Source organism: Corynebacterium provencense (assembly GCA_900049755.1).
Classification (GTDB): domain Bacteria; phylum Actinomycetota; class Actinomycetes; order Mycobacteriales; family Mycobacteriaceae; genus Corynebacterium; species Corynebacterium neomassiliense.
In genome coordinates, this window is record LT160592.1 from 1,058,912 (window position 1) to 1,075,330 (window position 16,419).

General features: G+C 64.7%; 15 protein-coding genes and 1 pseudogene. 7 read left to right on the forward strand and 9 right to left on the reverse strand.

Annotated features, from left to right (window positions below; translation table 11 throughout):
* Positions 1-94: 94 nt before the first annotated feature.
* The 4 genes from rpsT to BN3906_RS04965 form a co-directional block, all read right to left on the reverse strand.
* Positions 95-364, reverse strand: a complete 270-nt coding sequence (gene rpsT / locus BN3906_RS04950) for a 30S ribosomal protein S20 (protein ID WP_066584901.1) — start codon at positions 362-364, stop codon at positions 95-97.
* A gap of 220 nt (positions 365-584) precedes the next feature.
* Complete coding sequence (locus BN3906_RS04955; RefSeq protein WP_066584913.1) at positions 585-1,208, reverse strand: DNA-3-methyladenine glycosylase I; 624 nt, start codon at positions 1,206-1,208, stop codon at positions 585-587.
* Positions 1,201-1,866, reverse strand: a complete 666-nt coding sequence (locus BN3906_RS04960) for an alpha-ketoglutarate-dependent dioxygenase AlkB family protein (RefSeq protein WP_078057131.1) — start codon at positions 1,864-1,866, stop codon at positions 1,201-1,203. Before BN3906_RS04960 ends, BN3906_RS04955 begins: the two co-directional genes overlap by 8 nt.
* A gap of 3 nt (positions 1,867-1,869) precedes the next feature.
* Entirely contained in the window at positions 1,870-2,427 is a 558-nt protein-coding gene (locus BN3906_RS04965; protein WP_227871011.1) for a type II toxin-antitoxin system PemK/MazF family toxin, read from the reverse strand.
* Between the two features lie 264 nt (positions 2,428-2,691).
* Between BN3906_RS04965 and lepA the strand changes: the two genes are divergently transcribed.
* Positions 2,692-4,542, forward strand: coding sequence for a translation elongation factor 4 (lepA, locus tag BN3906_RS04970; protein WP_066584920.1), 1,851 nt, complete (start codon positions 2,692-2,694; stop codon positions 4,540-4,542).
* A gap of 190 nt (positions 4,543-4,732) precedes the next feature.
* Here lepA and BN3906_RS14410 read toward each other — a convergent pair whose 3' ends face one another.
* Entirely contained in the window at positions 4,733-5,032 is a 300-nt protein-coding gene (locus BN3906_RS14410) for a hypothetical protein (RefSeq protein WP_147592784.1), read from the reverse strand.
* Between the two features lie 69 nt (positions 5,033-5,101).
* On the opposite strand from BN3906_RS14410, the gene BN3906_RS04975 reads away from it, so the two are divergent.
* Positions 5,102-6,181, forward strand: a complete 1,080-nt coding sequence (locus BN3906_RS04975; protein WP_495697493.1) for a transposase — start codon at positions 5,102-5,104, stop codon at positions 6,179-6,181.
* 512 nt (positions 6,182-6,693) lie between these two features.
* Positions 6,694-8,361: a GmrSD restriction endonuclease domain-containing protein gene (locus BN3906_RS04980; protein WP_066584926.1), complete on the forward strand. Its 1,668-nt coding sequence runs from the start codon at positions 6,694-6,696 to the stop codon at positions 8,359-8,361.
* Positions 8,362-8,874: 513 nt separating this feature from the next.
* On the opposite strand, the gene BN3906_RS04990 is transcribed toward BN3906_RS04980, so the two are convergent.
* A complete protein-coding gene (locus tag BN3906_RS04990; protein ID WP_315969029.1) occupies positions 8,875-9,702 on the reverse strand; it encodes a haloacid dehalogenase type II in 828 nt (275 codons plus the stop codon).
* 27 nt (positions 9,703-9,729) lie between these two features.
* Complete coding sequence (locus BN3906_RS04995; RefSeq protein ID WP_066584932.1) at positions 9,730-10,233, reverse strand: CGNR zinc finger domain-containing protein; 504 nt, start codon at positions 10,231-10,233, stop codon at positions 9,730-9,732.
* Positions 10,234-10,302: 69 nt separating this feature from the next.
* Between BN3906_RS04995 and BN3906_RS05000 the strand changes: the two are divergent.
* Positions 10,303-11,183 (forward strand): annotated as a pseudogene (locus BN3906_RS05000) (alpha/beta fold hydrolase).
* On the opposite strand, the gene BN3906_RS05005 reads toward BN3906_RS05000, so the two are convergent.
* Positions 11,167-12,171, reverse strand: a complete 1,005-nt coding sequence (locus BN3906_RS05005; protein ID WP_187119887.1) for a LysR family transcriptional regulator — start codon at positions 12,169-12,171, stop codon at positions 11,167-11,169. The pseudogene BN3906_RS05000 and the gene BN3906_RS05005 overlap by 17 nt on opposite strands.
* A gap of 147 nt (positions 12,172-12,318) precedes the next feature.
* On the opposite strand from BN3906_RS05005, the gene BN3906_RS05010 reads away from it, so the two are divergent.
* From BN3906_RS05010 to BN3906_RS05020, 3 genes are read left to right on the forward strand one after another with little or no spacing between them, the layout of a single operon-like run.
* Complete coding sequence (locus tag BN3906_RS05010; protein WP_066584939.1) at positions 12,319-13,734, forward strand: CitMHS family transporter; 1,416 nt, start codon at positions 12,319-12,321, stop codon at positions 13,732-13,734.
* 40 nt (positions 13,735-13,774) lie between these two features.
* Complete coding sequence (locus BN3906_RS05015; protein ID WP_147592786.1) at positions 13,775-15,181, forward strand: acyclic terpene utilization AtuA family protein; 1,407 nt, start codon at positions 13,775-13,777, stop codon at positions 15,179-15,181.
* Positions 15,181-15,555, forward strand: a complete 375-nt coding sequence (locus tag BN3906_RS05020) for an AtuA-related protein (protein ID WP_261796842.1) — start codon at positions 15,181-15,183, stop codon at positions 15,553-15,555. Before BN3906_RS05015 ends, BN3906_RS05020 begins: the two co-directional genes overlap by 1 nt.
* Here BN3906_RS05020 and BN3906_RS05025 read toward each other — a convergent pair.
* On the reverse strand, positions 15,502-16,401 hold the full coding sequence (locus BN3906_RS05025) for a LysR family transcriptional regulator (RefSeq protein WP_066586125.1): 900 nt from the start codon (positions 16,399-16,401) through the stop codon (positions 15,502-15,504). The two genes, BN3906_RS05020 and BN3906_RS05025, sit on opposite strands and share 54 nt — an antisense overlap.
* Between the last annotated feature and the right edge of the window lie 18 nt (positions 16,402-16,419).

Consider the following 16,419-nt stretch of genomic DNA (forward strand, 5'->3'; position numbering starts at 1 on the left):
GGTGATGTTGCACACATACAGGTCAGCCCGCCTTCCCCGGTGTCGGGGGAGGCGGGCCGGGCGGTGGACGCTGTCGCGTTCCGGTGCCGGAAACCTACTTGGCGGCCAGCTTGTTGAAGGTGGCGGCCAGGCCGGACTTCTTGTTCGCGGCGTTGTTCTTGTGGATGACCTTCTTGGTCGCCGCCTTGTCGAAGAGACGCGTGGCGACACGCAGCTGCTTCTCGGCACCTTCGACGTCACCGGCCTCGACGAGAGCGTGGAACTTGCGGGTCTCGGTGTGCAGGCGTGAACGGACTGCCTGGTTACGACGGCGGGCGATCTCGTTGGTGAGGACGCGCTTCTTCTGCTGCTTGATGTTTGCCACGGGGAATACCTCTTCCTGAACGGTGGAAATGCGGAATCGTTCGCCACTTCCGTGCGGGCCAGCCGCAGTCACGGTCTCTGACACCCGGCCCAAGGTCCTGCCGGGTGCGGTGACTGCGCCACGCACGGTCGCGGGTCAACCTGGGAGATCTTACACGTCGGGGACGCCGCTACCTAACCGACCTCACCGACCCAACGGGTCGATCCGGAGAGGACGGGTCTCACGACCACACCCCCGAGCACCCCCGCCGCCAGGAGCCGACCAGGTGGGTGTCGACGATCCCCACCGCCTCCATGAGGGCGAACATTGTCGTCGGTCCCACAAACGTGAATCCGCGTCTCTTGAGCTCCCGGGCGAGCGCGACGGACTCCGGCGAGGAGGTGGGGATCTCCGCCAGTGTCACGGGGGCCGGTGTCGTCGCCGGCCGGAAGGACCAGACCAGGGACGCGAGATCGCTGCCGTCGGCGCTGTCACCGTCCCTCATGGCGACGGTGGCGCGGGCGTTTCCCACCGTGGCGAGGATCTTGCGCCTGTTGCGCACGATCGTGGCGTCCTCCATGAGCCGTTCCACGTCGGCGTCGGTGAACGCGGCGACGCGGTCCGGGGCGAAGTCCGCGAACGCCGCGCGGAACGCCGGGCGTTTGCGCAGTATCGTCGCCCAGCTCAGCCCGGACTGGAACGCTTCGAGGCTCAGCCGCTCGAACATGCCCTGTTCGGAGGTCACGGGCATGCCCCATTCGGTGTCGTAGTAGTCACGCAGCAGCGGGTCCGAGGACGCCCAGGTGGGGCGGGCGCGTCCGTCAGCCCCGGTGACGAGGTCGGAGCCGGGCCCACTGTCAGGCACGGGCCAGTCCCGTCTCCCGCAGCGTGATGTTGAGGCGACCGGTGACACCGCACCCCTGCGGAGCGGTGCCGTCGAACACCTTCGGGACGCCGTGGAAGTTCCACCTGGCAGGACCACCGAAGATGAAGACGTCTCCGGACCGCAGTTCCACATCCGTGTAGGGCCTGGACCGGGAGTCGGCGTTGCCGAAACGGAACCTGCAGGTGTCACCGATCGACAGGGAGACGACCGGGGCAGGAGAAGTTTCGTCTGAGTCCCGGTGCATGCCCATCGTCGCTCCCGGGCCGTAGAGGTTGGCCAGCAGGGTGTCCGGTGTGTACGAGGCGTCGCCGGTGACCTGGCGTCCCACCGTCACGGCCCAGTCCGGGACGGGGAGAACGGGGGCGTTGTTGACGTCGGTGGCCCTCCTGGAGAAACCGCCGCCGGCCCAGTGCCAGCCCAGGGAGAGCATCTCCACACTCATCTGGCCCGACCCGTAGCGGGGACGCCGCGGAGGTACGGGCCCGGAGGCCCACCGACGGTACTGCCCGGCGATCCACTGCTGCTGGTGGACGGTCAGCCACCCGGGCAGCAGGACCGCGCCGGCGGGCAGCTCAACCGGCTGCCTGGGGGGCTCCGGCAGTTCGAACAGGGGTTCCGGGAAGTGGCGTGACGTCACCGGTCAGGACCACCCGTGCCGGTTACGCAGCTCGGCGGCGATCCGGTCGTAACGACGTTCCGGCATGAACACTCCCCGCCGCTGGATCCTGGCTTCGGGGATCTCGACGATCTTGTCGACCCTCACCCAGCACTTGTTGCCCTTCGGGTCCCACAGTCCTGTTCCGATGGGCACCCAGTTGCTCTCCGCACGGTGTTCGGGGTTGGAGCTGATGAGCATGCCGAGCAGGGTGTGGTGCTCATTCCTGCCGACGATGAGACATGCCCTGAGTTCGGGTTCGGCGTCCCTGCCCTTCACCACCCGGAACCACACCACCTCTCCGGGGTCGACCTGGCCGTCCATGTCCGGTGCGTAGATCACCGGACGGTTCATCGAGCTGGTCGGTACGGTCACGGTGATCTGGTTGTCCTCACGGTCCAGAGGTGCGCGGTCGGAAAGCCCCAGGTTGGCGTGGAGTTCGTCTATGCCTTCGTCAAGGTGGCCGCGGTGGTGGAAGTGCCGGTCCAGGAAGCGGCTGAAGAGGCGGACCGGGTTGGTGTAGGTGGTGGAGGACTCCGGCATGGGGTTCATGGTAGTCACACCGTTGCCGTCTGTCCTGCCGTTACCCGGCGGTCGTGGCTGTGGTCTGTGTGGTGCTGTGTGCTGTGGTCTGTGCTGCGCTCGGAGCGGCAGGGATGCGCGCGCATCCGGGGAGGAGCGGTGGGCGGCGGGTTGGTAGGCTCAACCTGATATCCACCCGTCCGGCAGAGCCCGTCGGACGGGACACGCCCCGCCGGTGCGGTCAGAGGCCGGAGCGGGGGCAGCGCATCACCCAGGAGGACCCGCATGGCGCCGAAGCAGCAGAATTACGCACTGGAGACGTTCACCGAGCCGAGCCGTATCCGCAACTTCTGCATCATCGCCCACATCGACCACGGGAAATCGACTCTGGCTGACCGGATTCTGCAGCTCTCCGGGGTGATCGAGGAACGTGACATGCGCGACCAGTACCTCGACAACATGGACATCGAACGTGAACGCGGCATCACCATCAAGGCGCAGAACCTGCGCCTGCCCTGGGTCCCGCGCTCGGGCCCGCACAAGGGCGAGCAGCTGGTGATGCACCTGATCGACACTCCCGGCCATGTGGACTTCACCTACGAGGTCTCCCGCGCCCTCGAGGCGTGTGAAGGTGCGATCCTGCTGGTGGACGCCGCACAGGGCATCGAGGCGCAGACACTGGCGAACCTGTACCTGGCCATGGACAAGGACCTGGAGATCATCCCGGTCCTCAACAAGATCGACCTGCCCGCCGCGGACCCGGACAAGTACTCCCTGGAGATCGCGAACATCATCGGCTGTGAGCCTGAGGATGTGCTGCGGATCTCCGCGAAGACAGGGGAGGGGATCCCGGCGCTGCTGGACAAGGTCTGTGAGCTGGTCCCCGCCCCGGGTGGGGATGAGGACGCCCCGGCCCGGGCACTGATCTTCGATTCCGTGTACGACATCTTCCGTGGAGTGGTGACCTACATCAGGGTCGTGGACGGAAAACTGGAGCCCCGCCAGAAGATCACGATGATGTCCACGGGCTCCACGCACGAGGCACTGGAGATCGGTGTGGTCTCCCCGCAGCCGACGAAGGCGAAGGGTCTTGGAGTGGGGGAGGTGGGCTACATCATCACCGGGGTCAAGGATGTGCGCCAGTCGAAGGTGGGTGACACGGTCACCACGGAGAAGAACGGCGCCACCGAGCCACTGAAGGGCTACGCCGAGCCGACGCCGATGGTGTACTCGGGCCTGTTCCCGGTATCCGCCGACCAGTACCCGGACCTGCGCGAAGCCATCGAGAAACTGCAGCTCAATGACGCCTCGCTCACGTTCGAGCCGGAGACGTCAACTGCCCTGGGGTTCGGGTTCCGCTGTGGTTTCCTGGGACTGTTGCACATGGAGATCACGAGGGACCGTCTGGAGCGGGAGTTCGACCTGGACCTGATCTCGACTGCGCCGAGCGTGGTGTACAAGGTCGTCGCGGAGAACGGCGATGTGCTGCACGTGCAGAACCCGTCGGACTGGCCGGAGGGCAAGATCAAGGAAGTCTACGAGCCGATGGTCAACATGACCATCATCGTGCCGGAGGAGTTCCTGGGCGGGGTGATGACCCTGTGCCAGGAAAAGCGCGGGCAGATGAAGAACATGGACTTCTTGTCCACTGACCGGGTGGAGCTGCGCTACTACATCCCGATGGGGGAGATCATCTTCGACTTCTTCGACATGCTGAAGTCGCGGACGAAGGGCTATGCCTCGCTGAACTACGAGGAGGACGGGGAGCAGCTGGCCGACCTAGTGAAGGTGGACATCCTGCTGCAGGGGGAGCCGGTGGACGCCTTCGCCGCGATTGTGCACCGTGACAATGCGCTGCACTACGGCAACAAGATGACGAAGAAGCTCAAGGAGCTGATCCCCCGCCAGCAGTTCGAGGTGCCGGTGCAGGCGGCCATCGGGTCGAAGATCATCTCGCGTACGAACATCCGCGCGTTGCGTAAGGATGTGCTCTCGAAGTGCTACGGCGGTGATATCTCCCGCAAGAAAAAGCTGCTGGAAAAGCAGAAGGAAGGCAAGAAGCGTATGAAGGCCATCGGGTCGGTGTCAGTGCCGCAGGAGGCTTTTGTGGCTGCTCTGAGTACGGATGAGGGTTAGCCCGGATAGTTCACAGGCTCGCACTCCAACCCACCTGAAAAACTGAAGAAAGCGACCCTGACCTGCTATGATTCTCGGTGCCTAAGCCAGAGTACGAACAAGAACTGGATCACCTTCACAGCGCAAGACTGCCAACACCCGACTCGACGTCACGATCCGCGGCCAGATCTGCTCCAACTCCGGAGTACAGCTACCCGCCGAACTCGCCTCCACCGTCGACACCACCGCAGTCCTCGACGACCACCTCGCCGCCCTGGTCCCCGACACCGTGGAACACTCCGCAGGAACAGTTCTCACCAGTCTCGCCCTGCCACTGATCGGTCACTGATCGCCGGCGGCGACGTGTCTGCGACATCAACCTTATCCGCCCACTGGCGGCGACCGGCATCATCACCACGTTGCCGTCCGGCCCCACCGTCCACCGCAGGATCCACCACCTCGCCGAGCACATCGCCACAGCTGAAACCGGGATCGACCGGGCAATGCGCACCCTAGGCGCCCGACCCCGGACCGCGATGGGCCCACCGAACCCCTGGTCACCGCTACCCCGACAGATCCGCTGCGCATCGACATCGACGCCACCTTGATGACAAGCCACTGTCAGGACAAGCGGAACGCCGAAAAGACGTGGAAGAAGGGCTACGGCTTCCATCCCATGAACGTCTCCGCCGACTTCGGACCCGGACTCGGCGGTGAAGACCTGCTGATCCGTCCCCGACCCAGTGACGCCGGTGTCGGCACTGCCGCCGACCACATCACCGCCGCTCGACGAGCTCCGACCGTACTGCCCGGGGCGGACAAAGGAGGACGGTGGACCCGCCGGATCCTGTTCCGCACCGACACCGGCGGCAAAGCCAAAGGATTCATCAACTACCTGCACACTCACAACGTCGGCTACTCGGTGGGCTTCGCGGTCAACCAGACCATGGGATCACCGGCATCGACTCTTCCCGAGTCCGTCAGACGCGCGGTCATCCTGTCCGACAACGACCGGAAAGCTGCCGTACAGCGCACCGATAACATCGCCGCGGGAAAGATCAACCCCCACGAGTTCGTCGCTGATCTCGATAAGTCCTATCTGGCCGACATCACCGGGCTGATCACCCTGAAAGACCACCACATCAAGCTCGCCGACTACCCCGATGATATGAGGGTCATCGTACGGGTGGAGTATCCCGCCGCCGGCTGCAACCTGCGGGTCACTGACGTCGATGGCCGCCGGGCCACCGCCTTTGCCACCAATCAGCACGGTGACATCGCCACCTCAGATCTACGCCACCGGGCACGGGGGCGGTGTGAGCAGCAGATCCGGGACACCGAGGACACCGGGCTGTCGAAGATGCCGCACCAGAGCTTCGATGCCAACCGAATCTGGTGTGCCACGGTGGTGCTAGGCGACGTGCCTGTCCCGCTGGTCGGGGATGCTCGGTGCCGACCCCGAAGCTCTGCAGGCAGTGAAGGTGGCAGCTTCGCTATGGCGCCGGGAGACCCGCACCCGCGGGCTAACCCTCTGACGGCACTCCGATCCCGGTGTCCCGGTCGTCGGCGAAGCACAGGTGGTGGTTGTGGGAGCCGAAGACGTGGCGGGCGAGGATCGGTTGCGTTGCGGCGCTGGTCACCCGGCATGCCCGGGCATTGACCGTCCGGTTTGATGAGGCGTTGGAGCACACCGCCACGTTGATCGCGGCGAACACCAGGATCAGGGCCTTGAGCTTCCCGTAGCCCACGGACCGGGTGAACTCCCACCCGACTGGCACCGCGCATCTGACATTCCGCCTGTATCTCCCCGCAGTACCGAAAGGTCCCCGGCCCCGACACCGGCACTGGGTCGATCACCAGCCGACCGGTCGAGTGCGCTTTCGGTAGAATCAGGCGCAAGTCAGCAGTGCGGGGGCAGGCTGAAGACCGCTCAGAGTCGACCCGTCAAAAATCCGGGCCGACCGCCGCCGAAAATTGGCGTGCGGGAGCTGTGTGCGCTGATGGCGGGGTCGGCGTTGCGCCTTCATCGCACGCACATCCGCTGGTAGAATTAGCGGTGTACATGGGAGCCGGTCGCACTGTCTTCTTGCGTCAAGACCTGATCGCGTCATTCGCAGTGCCGCGAACGTAGCGGATCGTTCCTGACCGCGCGCGTAGTGGAAGTGAGTATCGATGGCAAAGAGCGAACAGAAGGTCAGAGACCTAGTTGCAAAGATCCGCAATGGCGAGTTGATGCTGCCAGAGATGCAGCGCGGCTATGTGTGGAAGTCAACCGACGTGCGCAACCTGTTCGACTCGCTATACCGGGGCTATCCGTCTGGCGTGATTCTTGCTTGGGAAACCGACGAGCCGGTTGAGACTCGCGGCTTCGCCGTTGAGTCAACAACCGCACCGACCAGGCCGTTACTACTTCTCGATGGCCAACAGAGGCTCACCTCCTTGGCAGCGGTAATGAACGGCGAAGGCGTGAGAGTCAAAGACCGTAAGCGCGAGATCTCTCTACTCTTCAACTTGGAACACCCCGACGAGCTTCCGTTCACCTCAACCGAAGAATCTGAAGATACAAGTGGCGAAGAATCGGAAGTTGACAGGCTCGCTGAAAGCACCAGTCGCCTCGCTTTCGTAGTAAAAACCAACCGCCTCGCGTCCCAGCCACAGTGGGTCGAGGTCTCGGAGATCTTCAAGATGGGTGACAGTGCGATTCTCAAAGCGGCTGGTGTCATCGACCTGGAAGACCCACGGTACGAGAAGTATCAACAGCGTCTGCAAAAGGTCCGCGCGATTGGTGACTACGTCTATCGTATGGACATTCTTGAGCGAACAATGTCCTACGAAGAGGTCACCGAAATCTTCGTACGGGTGAACTCGCTGGGAGTCACCCTTCGTTCTTCCGACTTGGCGCTCGCGCAGATCACAGCGAGATGGCGTGGCTCATTGCAGATCTTTCAGGAGTATCAAGACAGCGTTGTCGCATCGGGACTGTCTATTGACTTGAGCGCGCTACTGCGCACGCTCGTTGCACTGATCACCGGGCAAGCCAAGTTTTCAACGGTGAACTCCCTGACGGTCGAGCAGCTTCAGGCCGGATGGGAACGAACCCAACGCGCATTCGATTTCGCGGTGAACTTCCTCAAATCGAATCTCCACATCGATACCCTGAGCTTGCTCAGCTCGCCCTATTTGCTCACCACCCTCGCTTACTGGGCAGATCACCACGACTACAACATTAGCTCCGAAGATGCTGACGCTTTCCGCCGCTGGTTCCTCAACGCGAACGCGAAGGCGCGCTACGCCGGATCTGCTGAGACGAAACTCAACCAGGACCTCGCGGTGATTCGAAGAGGCAGCGGTGGAGATGAACTGCTCGAACGTCTCAGCAACGACGTGGGTCGTCTCTACTTCACTGCATCCGAACTTCGGGGTAGGAACACCAGCAGTGGTGCTTTCAAAACCTTGTTCATGGCGTTGCGACATGACAGCGCGAAGGACTGGGCTTCAGACCTGGTTGTCGCACCAACCCACAAGGGTAAGACGTCAAAGATCGAGTACCACCACATCTTCCCGAAGGCTTACCTCGAGAAAGTCCGTCCAGACCTCGATAGGCAACAAATCAATCAGATCGGCAACATGGCGTTCATCGGATCTGGAACCAACAAGAAGATCTCAGCGAGTGCTCCAAGTGAGTACCGCACCCGGTTTGCTGAACACCACTTTGATGCTCAGTTGATCGACTTTTCGGACGGTAAGGATCAGCCAGGTAACTACGAGATGTTCATCGACCGGCGGCTCGAACTCATCGCAAAGCGGATCAACAAGTACTTGGGTGTGGAAGCGAGCTAGCCCCTCATGTAAAAGGAGCATTCGTAGCTGTCGGCATCGAGCGGGAGACCTCGAGCCCAAACCGGTGGTGTGGCCATGAGCGCACAGACCGACTCCACGGTCGCTGCGGAGTCATGGGGGGGGGGGGGGTTCGTCGATGCCGGCTTCGTCATGGACGTGCATGACGATCCCATGCCCGGCTTTGTCGAGGGTGTGGAGTGTGTGGGTGAGCAGGTCGCGGGCGATGGCTTTGGCACGATGCCATCCGTCCAGGCCGACCCTCGGGCAAGCCAGATCAGATGTCACCTATCCGTGTAGCAGACCCATATGGACCCATTCTCCTCGTCCACCCCGCCGTCGAGCTGACCCCGGAGGACAATGCGGAGCAGGTGGGCCAGGTGACAGAATCACACTGTCTTTGGTCATCGGAGAACAGGCTTTCTCGTCACCTGCTGCCATGATCGGCCGTGTACTGGACGGGCATTGTCCGGGCACCGGTGCGTGCCCCGGACCGCGATCAGAACCCGGCCTACCTCAGATTCCGGAACCACCCGCACCCAGTGTTCGGGCGAGCTCCCCGAAACCCTCGGCGACGATCTCCCAGTCACTTTCCGCCTCAAGGTCGGTGTCCTGCCGGGGTCCGTGCTCGGTCCGGCGGGGTACGAAGACCGTCCGCAGTCCGCAGGCCCGGGCAGCGGCAAGATCGTCATTGTGCGCGGCGACCATGGCGACCTGGGACGGTTCCAGCCCCAGGATGTCCACGGTGCGCAGGTAGGTCTCCGGTGCCGGCTTGTAGGACTGCACCACCTCGGCGCCGAGGATCGCGTCCCAGGGCAGTCCGGCCCGTTTGGCCATGTCGAGTGCGAGGCGCACGTTGGCGTTGGACAGGGGGGCGATGATGTACCGCTCGCGGAGTGAGTGGAGGCCGGCGATCACATCGGGCCAGGGGTCCAGCCTGTGCCAGACGAGGTTGAGCTCGTCCCGCTCGGCGACGGCGACGGCGTCCGGGTCGGTTCCGAGTCCGGCAAGTACACGGTCGAGATTCTCCCTGTGGAGTTCGTCGAGGCGGACGAACGGGCGTTCGCCGCTGCGGACGCGTTCCATGGCCGGTTGGTATTCGGCGCGCCACCGGTCGGCGAAGTCGTACGGGTCGACGGCGGGGGCGTGGCGGCGGAGGAACTGCGCGGACTGCCGGGCCACACCTCCGCGCCAGTCGACCACTGTTCCGAAGACGTCGAAGACAAGTGCCTTGACAGCGGTCATCTCTTCGGGGAGCACAGCACGGCGGGGGACACCTGGGGCGGCAGTGGATGCCTCGTGGGCTGTTTCGGGGACTGTCTCGTGGGGTGTGTGGCGGGGCATCTGGGTTCCTAACCTGGGTCGTGGGAGTCAGCGGGACCGGGAGCGACGGCGCGCGGCGTGGGCCCGTGCTTTCATGCGGTTGCCGCAGGTGGCCATGGAGCACCACTTTGCCGTTCCTGGACGGGTGTGGTCGATGAGGTAGAGGTTGCATTCTTCGTTCGCGCACGCCCTGAGCCGTCCCGGCAGGCGTTGACTGACCGCCGACCAGGCCTGGATGACCTGCGCGGCAAGTCGGACGTCGTCCGGTGCGGCGAGGCTCCAGCTGAGTCCTCCCGGGGTGACCGTGCCCACCATGTGGACCTCGTCCATGACCTGCTGCAGGGCGCCGAGGGTTTCCGTTCGGCCGCGGATCAGTGACTGGAGTGCGTCGCGGACCCTCCGGAGCTGTTCCAGTTCCTCCGGGGAACCGGTACCTCCGAGAGTCCTGGCCAGGTCCGCACCGCGCTCACCTGTCAGGTGTTCTTCGGGGTGTCCTCCGTTCAGTGGTGCGGTGTTCAGGACGCCCAGCAGCAGTTCTTCCTCGTCGATCATGCATCGACCTCCCATCGGTGCCTATGCTACGGTACGGATAACCAGTAAGCAACGTTTTGGAGGTTAGTGATGTCTGTTGTGCACCACCGCACGGTCACGGTCCACGGGCTCGACATCTTCTACCGGGAAGCCGGACCACAGGACGCCCCGGTCCTGCTCCTGCTGCACGGATATCCCAGCAGTTCCCACATGTTCCGCCACCTGATCCCCGTCCTCGGCGAGGACTACCACGTGATCGCACCAGACCATGTCGGCTTCGGCCGGTCGTCCGCCCCCGCGGTGGAGGAATTCACCTACACCTTCGACGCACTCGCCGACGTCACACGTGGATTCCTCCGGGCTCTGGGGTCAGGAGGTACACCGTGTACGTCCAGGACTACGGCGCTCCCGTCGCCTGGCGTCTCGCACTCGCCGACCCGGCAGCGGTGGAGGGCGTCATCTCCCAGAACGGCAACGCCTATGAGGAAGGGTTCGTCCCGGAGTTCTGGGACCCGATCTGGGCCTACGGCCAGGATCCCACCCCCGCCAACGAACGGGCCCTGCGCCCGGCACTCGGGAGGGAGGCTGTCGAGTGGCAGTACCTGCACGGCGTCCCGGAACCGGACACGGTGGACCCGGACGCGTGGGAGCACGACCTCGCACTGCTCGCCCGGCCCGGAAACGACAGCATCCAGCTCGCACTCTTCGGCGACTACAGCTCCAACCTGCCCCTGTACCCCCGGGTCCACGCATGGCTCCGCACGTCACAGGTTCCTGTTCTCGCCGTGTGGGGCCGAAACGACGAGATCTTCGGCAGTGCAGGAGCTGAAGCGTTCCGCAGGGACGCCCCGCACGCCCGCATCGAACTGCTTGACGGCGGGCACTTCCTCCTGGAATCCCACGGTGACCAGGTTGCGGCGATCATCCGTGAGTGGCTGGCCGGAGTACGGGAGATCACGGCCGGGAAGTGACGATCTGAGGGGATCCTGCGGCTCCCCCCGCTCCACGGACCCAGTGGGTGAACTCGGGCAACCTGTTCTCTCCGGCGGTGGAGGACAACAGCAGAGCCAGGAACTCTGTGACCTCAGGGGTGCGGGGGCGGGTCGAGTCCCGGAGGATACCGACGCGCCGGGTCACCGGCACCGACGTGTCCAGCGGTACCAGCGGGCGGATCGTCACCCCCGCCACCCTGGTCATGGGTACCACGAACCCGGGGACGGCCGAGATGCCCAGGCCGGCGGCGCACAGTCCGGCGACCGCGGAGATTGTCCCGGCGGAGACAGTCCGGGACGGTACGATACCGGCACCGCCGAGGATCCGGTCGGTCATCCTCCGGACGGAACTGGCTCCGGTGAAGGAGACGAAAGGTTGACCGGCGAGATCGGTCCACGAGACCGACTCCTGCGCGGCGAGGGGGTGGGAGGACGGCAGGATACAGACGAATTCGTCCTCGGCGACGGGGGTGAACCGGAAATGGTCCGGGAGCGGGTGGAACAGTTCGGCGTCCTCCGCGGTGACGGCCAGGTCGACGGAACCCTCCCTGCATAGGCCGAGGATGTCGGCCGCCTTGAGGTCGAGGAGGTCGATCGTCGCATGGGGGAACGCGTGGTGGAACCGGTGGATGAACGGCGGCAGCAGGGTGGCGGCGAGGGAGGGGAGGGTCGCTATTCTCAGGTTCCCGTTCGGGCCGTTGAGGTAGCTGACGAAGTTGTTGACCGAACGGTCGTAGGTTCCGACGATGAGTCGGGCGGTCCGGACGAACTCCTCACCGGTGTCGGTGAGGACCACTTTCCGAGTCGTCCGGTCGAACAGGCGGGTGCCGACCGTCCGCTCCACCAGGGCGACAATCCTGCTGAGCGAGGACTGGGACTGCCCGAGAGTGTCGGCAGCCGCGGTGAATCCACCCTGGTCAGCGATGCAGATGACGGTCCGCATGTGATCGACGGTGATCTCATTCATGCGCATGGATCATTAATCTATGCTACATTGTTGTTGGACACAACTAAGTGGCGTGGCTCATACTCAACTCCGTCCACGCGGCGTGTCGTCTGCATCACATCCTGGTGCCCTACGGCCGCCGCAGTACCTATGAGAGGAGAGCCCACGATGCTTGCGTTGTTCGGCTTTCTCACCGTGGGGGTGTTCCTCGCACTCACACTGTTCACGCGCACATCGGTCCTCGTCGGACTCGTCCTGGTACCGGTCGTCTTCGCCGTCCTCGCCGGTGAAGGCCCCGACCTCGGAAGCTACATGGCTGACGGCGTCCTCAAGGTCGCCCCGGTCGCCGTGATGATGACCTTCGCCGTCCTCTACTTCAGCCTGATGATGGAACAGGGACTGTTCGACCCGCTGATCCGCACCATCGTGCGCTGGGCGAAAGGCGACCCGGTCAAAATCACCGTCGGAACAGCACTCGTCACCATGTGCGTCTCCCTCGACGGCGACGGTGCCGCCACCTTCCTGATCACCCTGTCGGCATTCCTTCCGATCTACCGCCGCATCGGTATGCGGCCACTCGTGCTCACCGCCGTCGTCGCACTCGGCGCAGGCCTGATGAACCTGCTGCCCTGGGGCGGGCCGACACTGCGCGCCATGGCCGCCCTGGACCTGCCGTCCTCAGAGATCTTCACACCGATGATCATCCCGATGATCGCCGGGGGAGTGTGGGTACTGGTCGCCAGCTACCTCCTCGGCCGCGGCGAACGGCGAAGGCTCGGCAGAATCACCCTCGACGCCCGCGAAAAAGTCACGGTGGGAGCCGCCACCGGCGACACCGGCAGCAGTGACGCCACCGGCACCGACGCGACGAGCAGTGACGCTGCCGGCACCGCCGGCACCGTCAGCGGAGACCACCCCGACTTCGACCACGCAGCGGCCCACCAGTGGAACGACACCGACGTCCCACGCTGGCGAATGATCACCAATGCCCTGCTCACAGTGGTTCTCATCGTGGTCATGCTCACCCACAGCATCCCGATGGAGATCTGCTTCCTCGTCGCCTTCGTCATCGCCCTGTGCATCAACATCCCCAGCTGGAAGGACCAGCAGGAACTGATGCAGAAACACGGGTCCAGTGTGGTCCTCGTGACCTCCATGGTCTTCGCCGCCGGAGTGTTCACCGGTGTTCTCGGCGGAACAGGCATGATCCAGGAGATGGCGCGGGCACTGGCCGACCTCATCCCCCAGGGAATGGCCGACGCTCTGCCGGTGACACTCTCGGTGATATCCATGCCGCTGAGCCTGGTGTTCACCCCGGACGCCTTCTATTTCGGCGTCCTCCCCGTGTTCGCCGAAACCGCAGGGGCCATGGGAGTGGACCCGGCGATGATCGCCCACGCCGCCATCGCCGGCCAGATGACCACCGGCTTCCCGCTCAGCCCCCTCACCGCCTCCACCTTCATCCTCATCGGCATGGCCAAGGTCGAACTCGGGGACCACCAGAAGTTCACCTTCCTCTGGGCCTGGGGAACAACAGTCGTCATCACACTCACCGCGCTGGTCACCGGCGCACTGAGCATCTGACGCCACCTCCGGACCTCTGACAACAACGAAGGGACACGTCATGAAGACCATCAGAATAGGATCCGGCGCAGGCTTCGCCGGGGACCGCCTCGACCCCGCCGTGAAACTGGCCGAAGAAGGGAACCTGGACTACCTCATCTTCGAATGCCTCGGCGAACGCACCGTCGCTGCAGGCCAGCTGCGACGACTCAACGACCCGGACACCGGATACGACCCCCTGCTGGAGACACGCATGCGGGCGGTGCTGCCGCACACCGTCGCCCACGGAACCACCGTGGTCACCAACTCCGGGGCAGCGAACCCCGAAGCAGCCGCACGCCTCATTGCACGCATCGCCTCCGAGATCCTCCCGGACCGACAGGTGACAGTCGCCGTCCTCACCGGCGACGGTGTGCTCACCCAGGTCACCGACACAGACCCGCAGATATGGGAGACCGGTCGGCCCCTGTCCGCCGACAACGACGGACTCGTCTCCGCCCACGCCTACCTGGGCGTCGAACAGGCCCTCCCCGCCTTCGCCCTGGGTGCCGACGTGATCGTGACCGGACGACTCGCCGACCCCTCCCTCTTCCTCACCCCCATGGTCCACGAATTCGGGTGGCAGCTCGACGACTGGCACAGGCTCGGCGCCGGGACCATGGTCGGCCACCTGCTGGAATGCGCCGGACAGCTCACCGGCGGCTACTTCGCCGACCCTGTCACCAAACCGGTGGAGGGCATGGCGGACCTCGGATTCCCCTTCGCCGACATCAGTGAGGACGGCACCGCGGTCCTCGGAAAACTCGCCGGTACCGGCGGGAAACTCACCCGGCAGACAGTCAGGGAACAACTGCTCTACGAGGTCGCCGACCCCTCCGCCTACCTCACCCCTGACGTCGTCGCCGACTTCACCGGCATCAACATCACCACCCTGGGCCCCGACTCCGTCCGTGTATCGGGGGCGACAGGCCACCCCCGTACCGGAACCCTCAAAGTCACCCTCGGGTTCCGCAGCGGTTGGACGGGAGAAGGGCAGATCACCTATGCGGGCCCCCGGGCCAGGCAACGCGCCGAGCTTGCCTGGTCAGTCGTCTCCGACCGGCTGGTCAGAATCCACGGGGTGGACCCGGCCGCACTCAACGCCGAGTTCATCGGTACCGGCGCCGCCTTCCGGGGGATGGCACCGGTACCCGCGGATCCGCCGGAGGTCCGCCTCCGGGTGGCAGGCAGGGTACCGACAGAGACGCAGGCGGAAGCGATCGGCTGGGAAATGGAGGCACTGTACTGTTCAGGACCCGCAGGAGGTGGAGGGGCGCGCAAGGGCCGTGGTGAGGTCCTCGCCGTCCGGTCGACACTCCTGCCGAGACACCTGGTGGAACCGGCTGTGGCCACCGTGACATCCGCCGGCGCACCCCGGACAATCCCGGGAGAGACTGACCCGGACACACGACCGGAAGGAGAACGGTGATGAAGAGACTTGACGACTACGCCGACGCCAGGACCGGTGACAAGGGGGACACCCTCATCGTCGCGGTGCTGCCCCGGACCACCGGCGACTACCACCACCTGCGCACCCGACTGACAGCGACGGCGGTCGCCCGGCACTTCCGCTGCGACGTGGCGACCGTGACACTGCGGGAGATACCCGCGGTGGAAGCCTTCGTCGCCGAACTGAGGGGAGTGCTCGGAGGAGGGGTGACAGGATCACCGGTGCTCGACGGCCACGGCAAGACCCTGAGCTACCACATGCTCACCCTTCCGTTGGAAGACGCGGAGGACGACAGTCCCTCAGCTGAACCGCCCCACCTCATGCACCCGGTGCCGGCACAGCTGGAGCCGTAACCACTCCTCGACCGGCGGGAAGCGGCGTCCCCGTCGCCACAGGACGTCGACGTTCACCGACCAGTCGGTGAACGGGTACGCCCCCATGTCCAGTTCCACCAGCTCCCCGGACGCGATCTCGTCGAGCACCAGTTGCCGTGGTACGGTCGCCCATCCCACGCCGGCCAGTGCGAGGTGGATCAGCGACTGGTAGGAGTCTGAGAACCAGGTCTGGGTCGACTGCAGGTACTCGGTCGTCGGCAGGGTCTGGGCGTGGGCCGTGTACGCGAGGTGACGGAAGTCCCTCATGTCCTCGAAGGACGGCCGGGGGATTGCGGCGAGGGGGTGCGCTCGGTGGACCACGTGGGCGATGACCAGCCGCCCCATCTGTCGGAACGCGATCTCCTCCGGGTACCGGGGGATGGCGAATGTCACTCCGAGCAGTGCCTCGTCCTGCATGACCAGTGAGGCGACGTCGCCGTTGGCGGGATTCTGGATCGTCAGGTCCACGTGCGGGTACTTTCCGGCGAACCGGGCGAACACGGGCGTCACTTGGCGGTGGGGGACGCCGACCGCCACCGTGATCCTGGTCGGTTGCCCGGAGGCCAGCGCGTCCCCGTGTCGTTCGAACTCGATCCCCCGGTTGTAGAGTGCCTCCGCCTCCTGCAGCAGCGCCGCCCCCGCGGCGGTCAGCCGGGGGAACCGTGACGACCGGTCGAACAGTTCCGTGTCCAGGGCGATCTCCAGGTTGGCGATCGCGGTGCTGACCGTGGACTGGCTGCGACCCATGGACCGCGCCGCGGCGGAGAATGAGCCGTGGCGTGCCGCGAGGACGAAGGCCTCGACCTGTTCCAGAGTCAGTCGCATACCGGCAACGTACATCGT

Coding starts and splice junctions, on each gene's coding strand:
- BN3906_RS04980 (WP_066584926.1), top strand. CDS start 6,694: ATGGCAAAGAGCGAACAGAAGGTCAGAGACCTAGTTGCAAAGATCCGC.
- BN3906_RS05020 (WP_261796842.1), top strand. CDS start 15,181: ATGAAGAGACTTGACGACTACGCCGACGCCAGGACCGGTGACAAGGGG.
- BN3906_RS05005 (WP_187119887.1), bottom strand. CDS start 12,171: ATGAATGAGATCACCGTCGATCACATGCGGACCGTCATCTGCATCGCT.
- BN3906_RS04965 (WP_227871011.1), bottom strand. CDS start 2,427: ATGCCGGAGTCCTCCACCACCTACACCAACCCGGTCCGCCTCTTCAGC.
- BN3906_RS04990 (WP_315969029.1), bottom strand. CDS start 9,702: ATGCCCCGCCACACACCCCACGAGACAGTCCCCGAAACAGCCCACGAG.
- lepA (WP_066584920.1), top strand. CDS start 2,692: ATGGCGCCGAAGCAGCAGAATTACGCACTGGAGACGTTCACCGAGCCG.
- BN3906_RS05015 (WP_147592786.1), top strand. CDS start 13,775: ATGAAGACCATCAGAATAGGATCCGGCGCAGGCTTCGCCGGGGACCGC.
- BN3906_RS05025 (WP_066586125.1), bottom strand. CDS start 16,401: ATGCGACTGACTCTGGAACAGGTCGAGGCCTTCGTCCTCGCGGCACGC.
- BN3906_RS04995 (WP_066584932.1), bottom strand. CDS start 10,233: ATGATCGACGAGGAAGAACTGCTGCTGGGCGTCCTGAACACCGCACCA.
- BN3906_RS05010 (WP_066584939.1), top strand. CDS start 12,319: ATGCTTGCGTTGTTCGGCTTTCTCACCGTGGGGGTGTTCCTCGCACTC.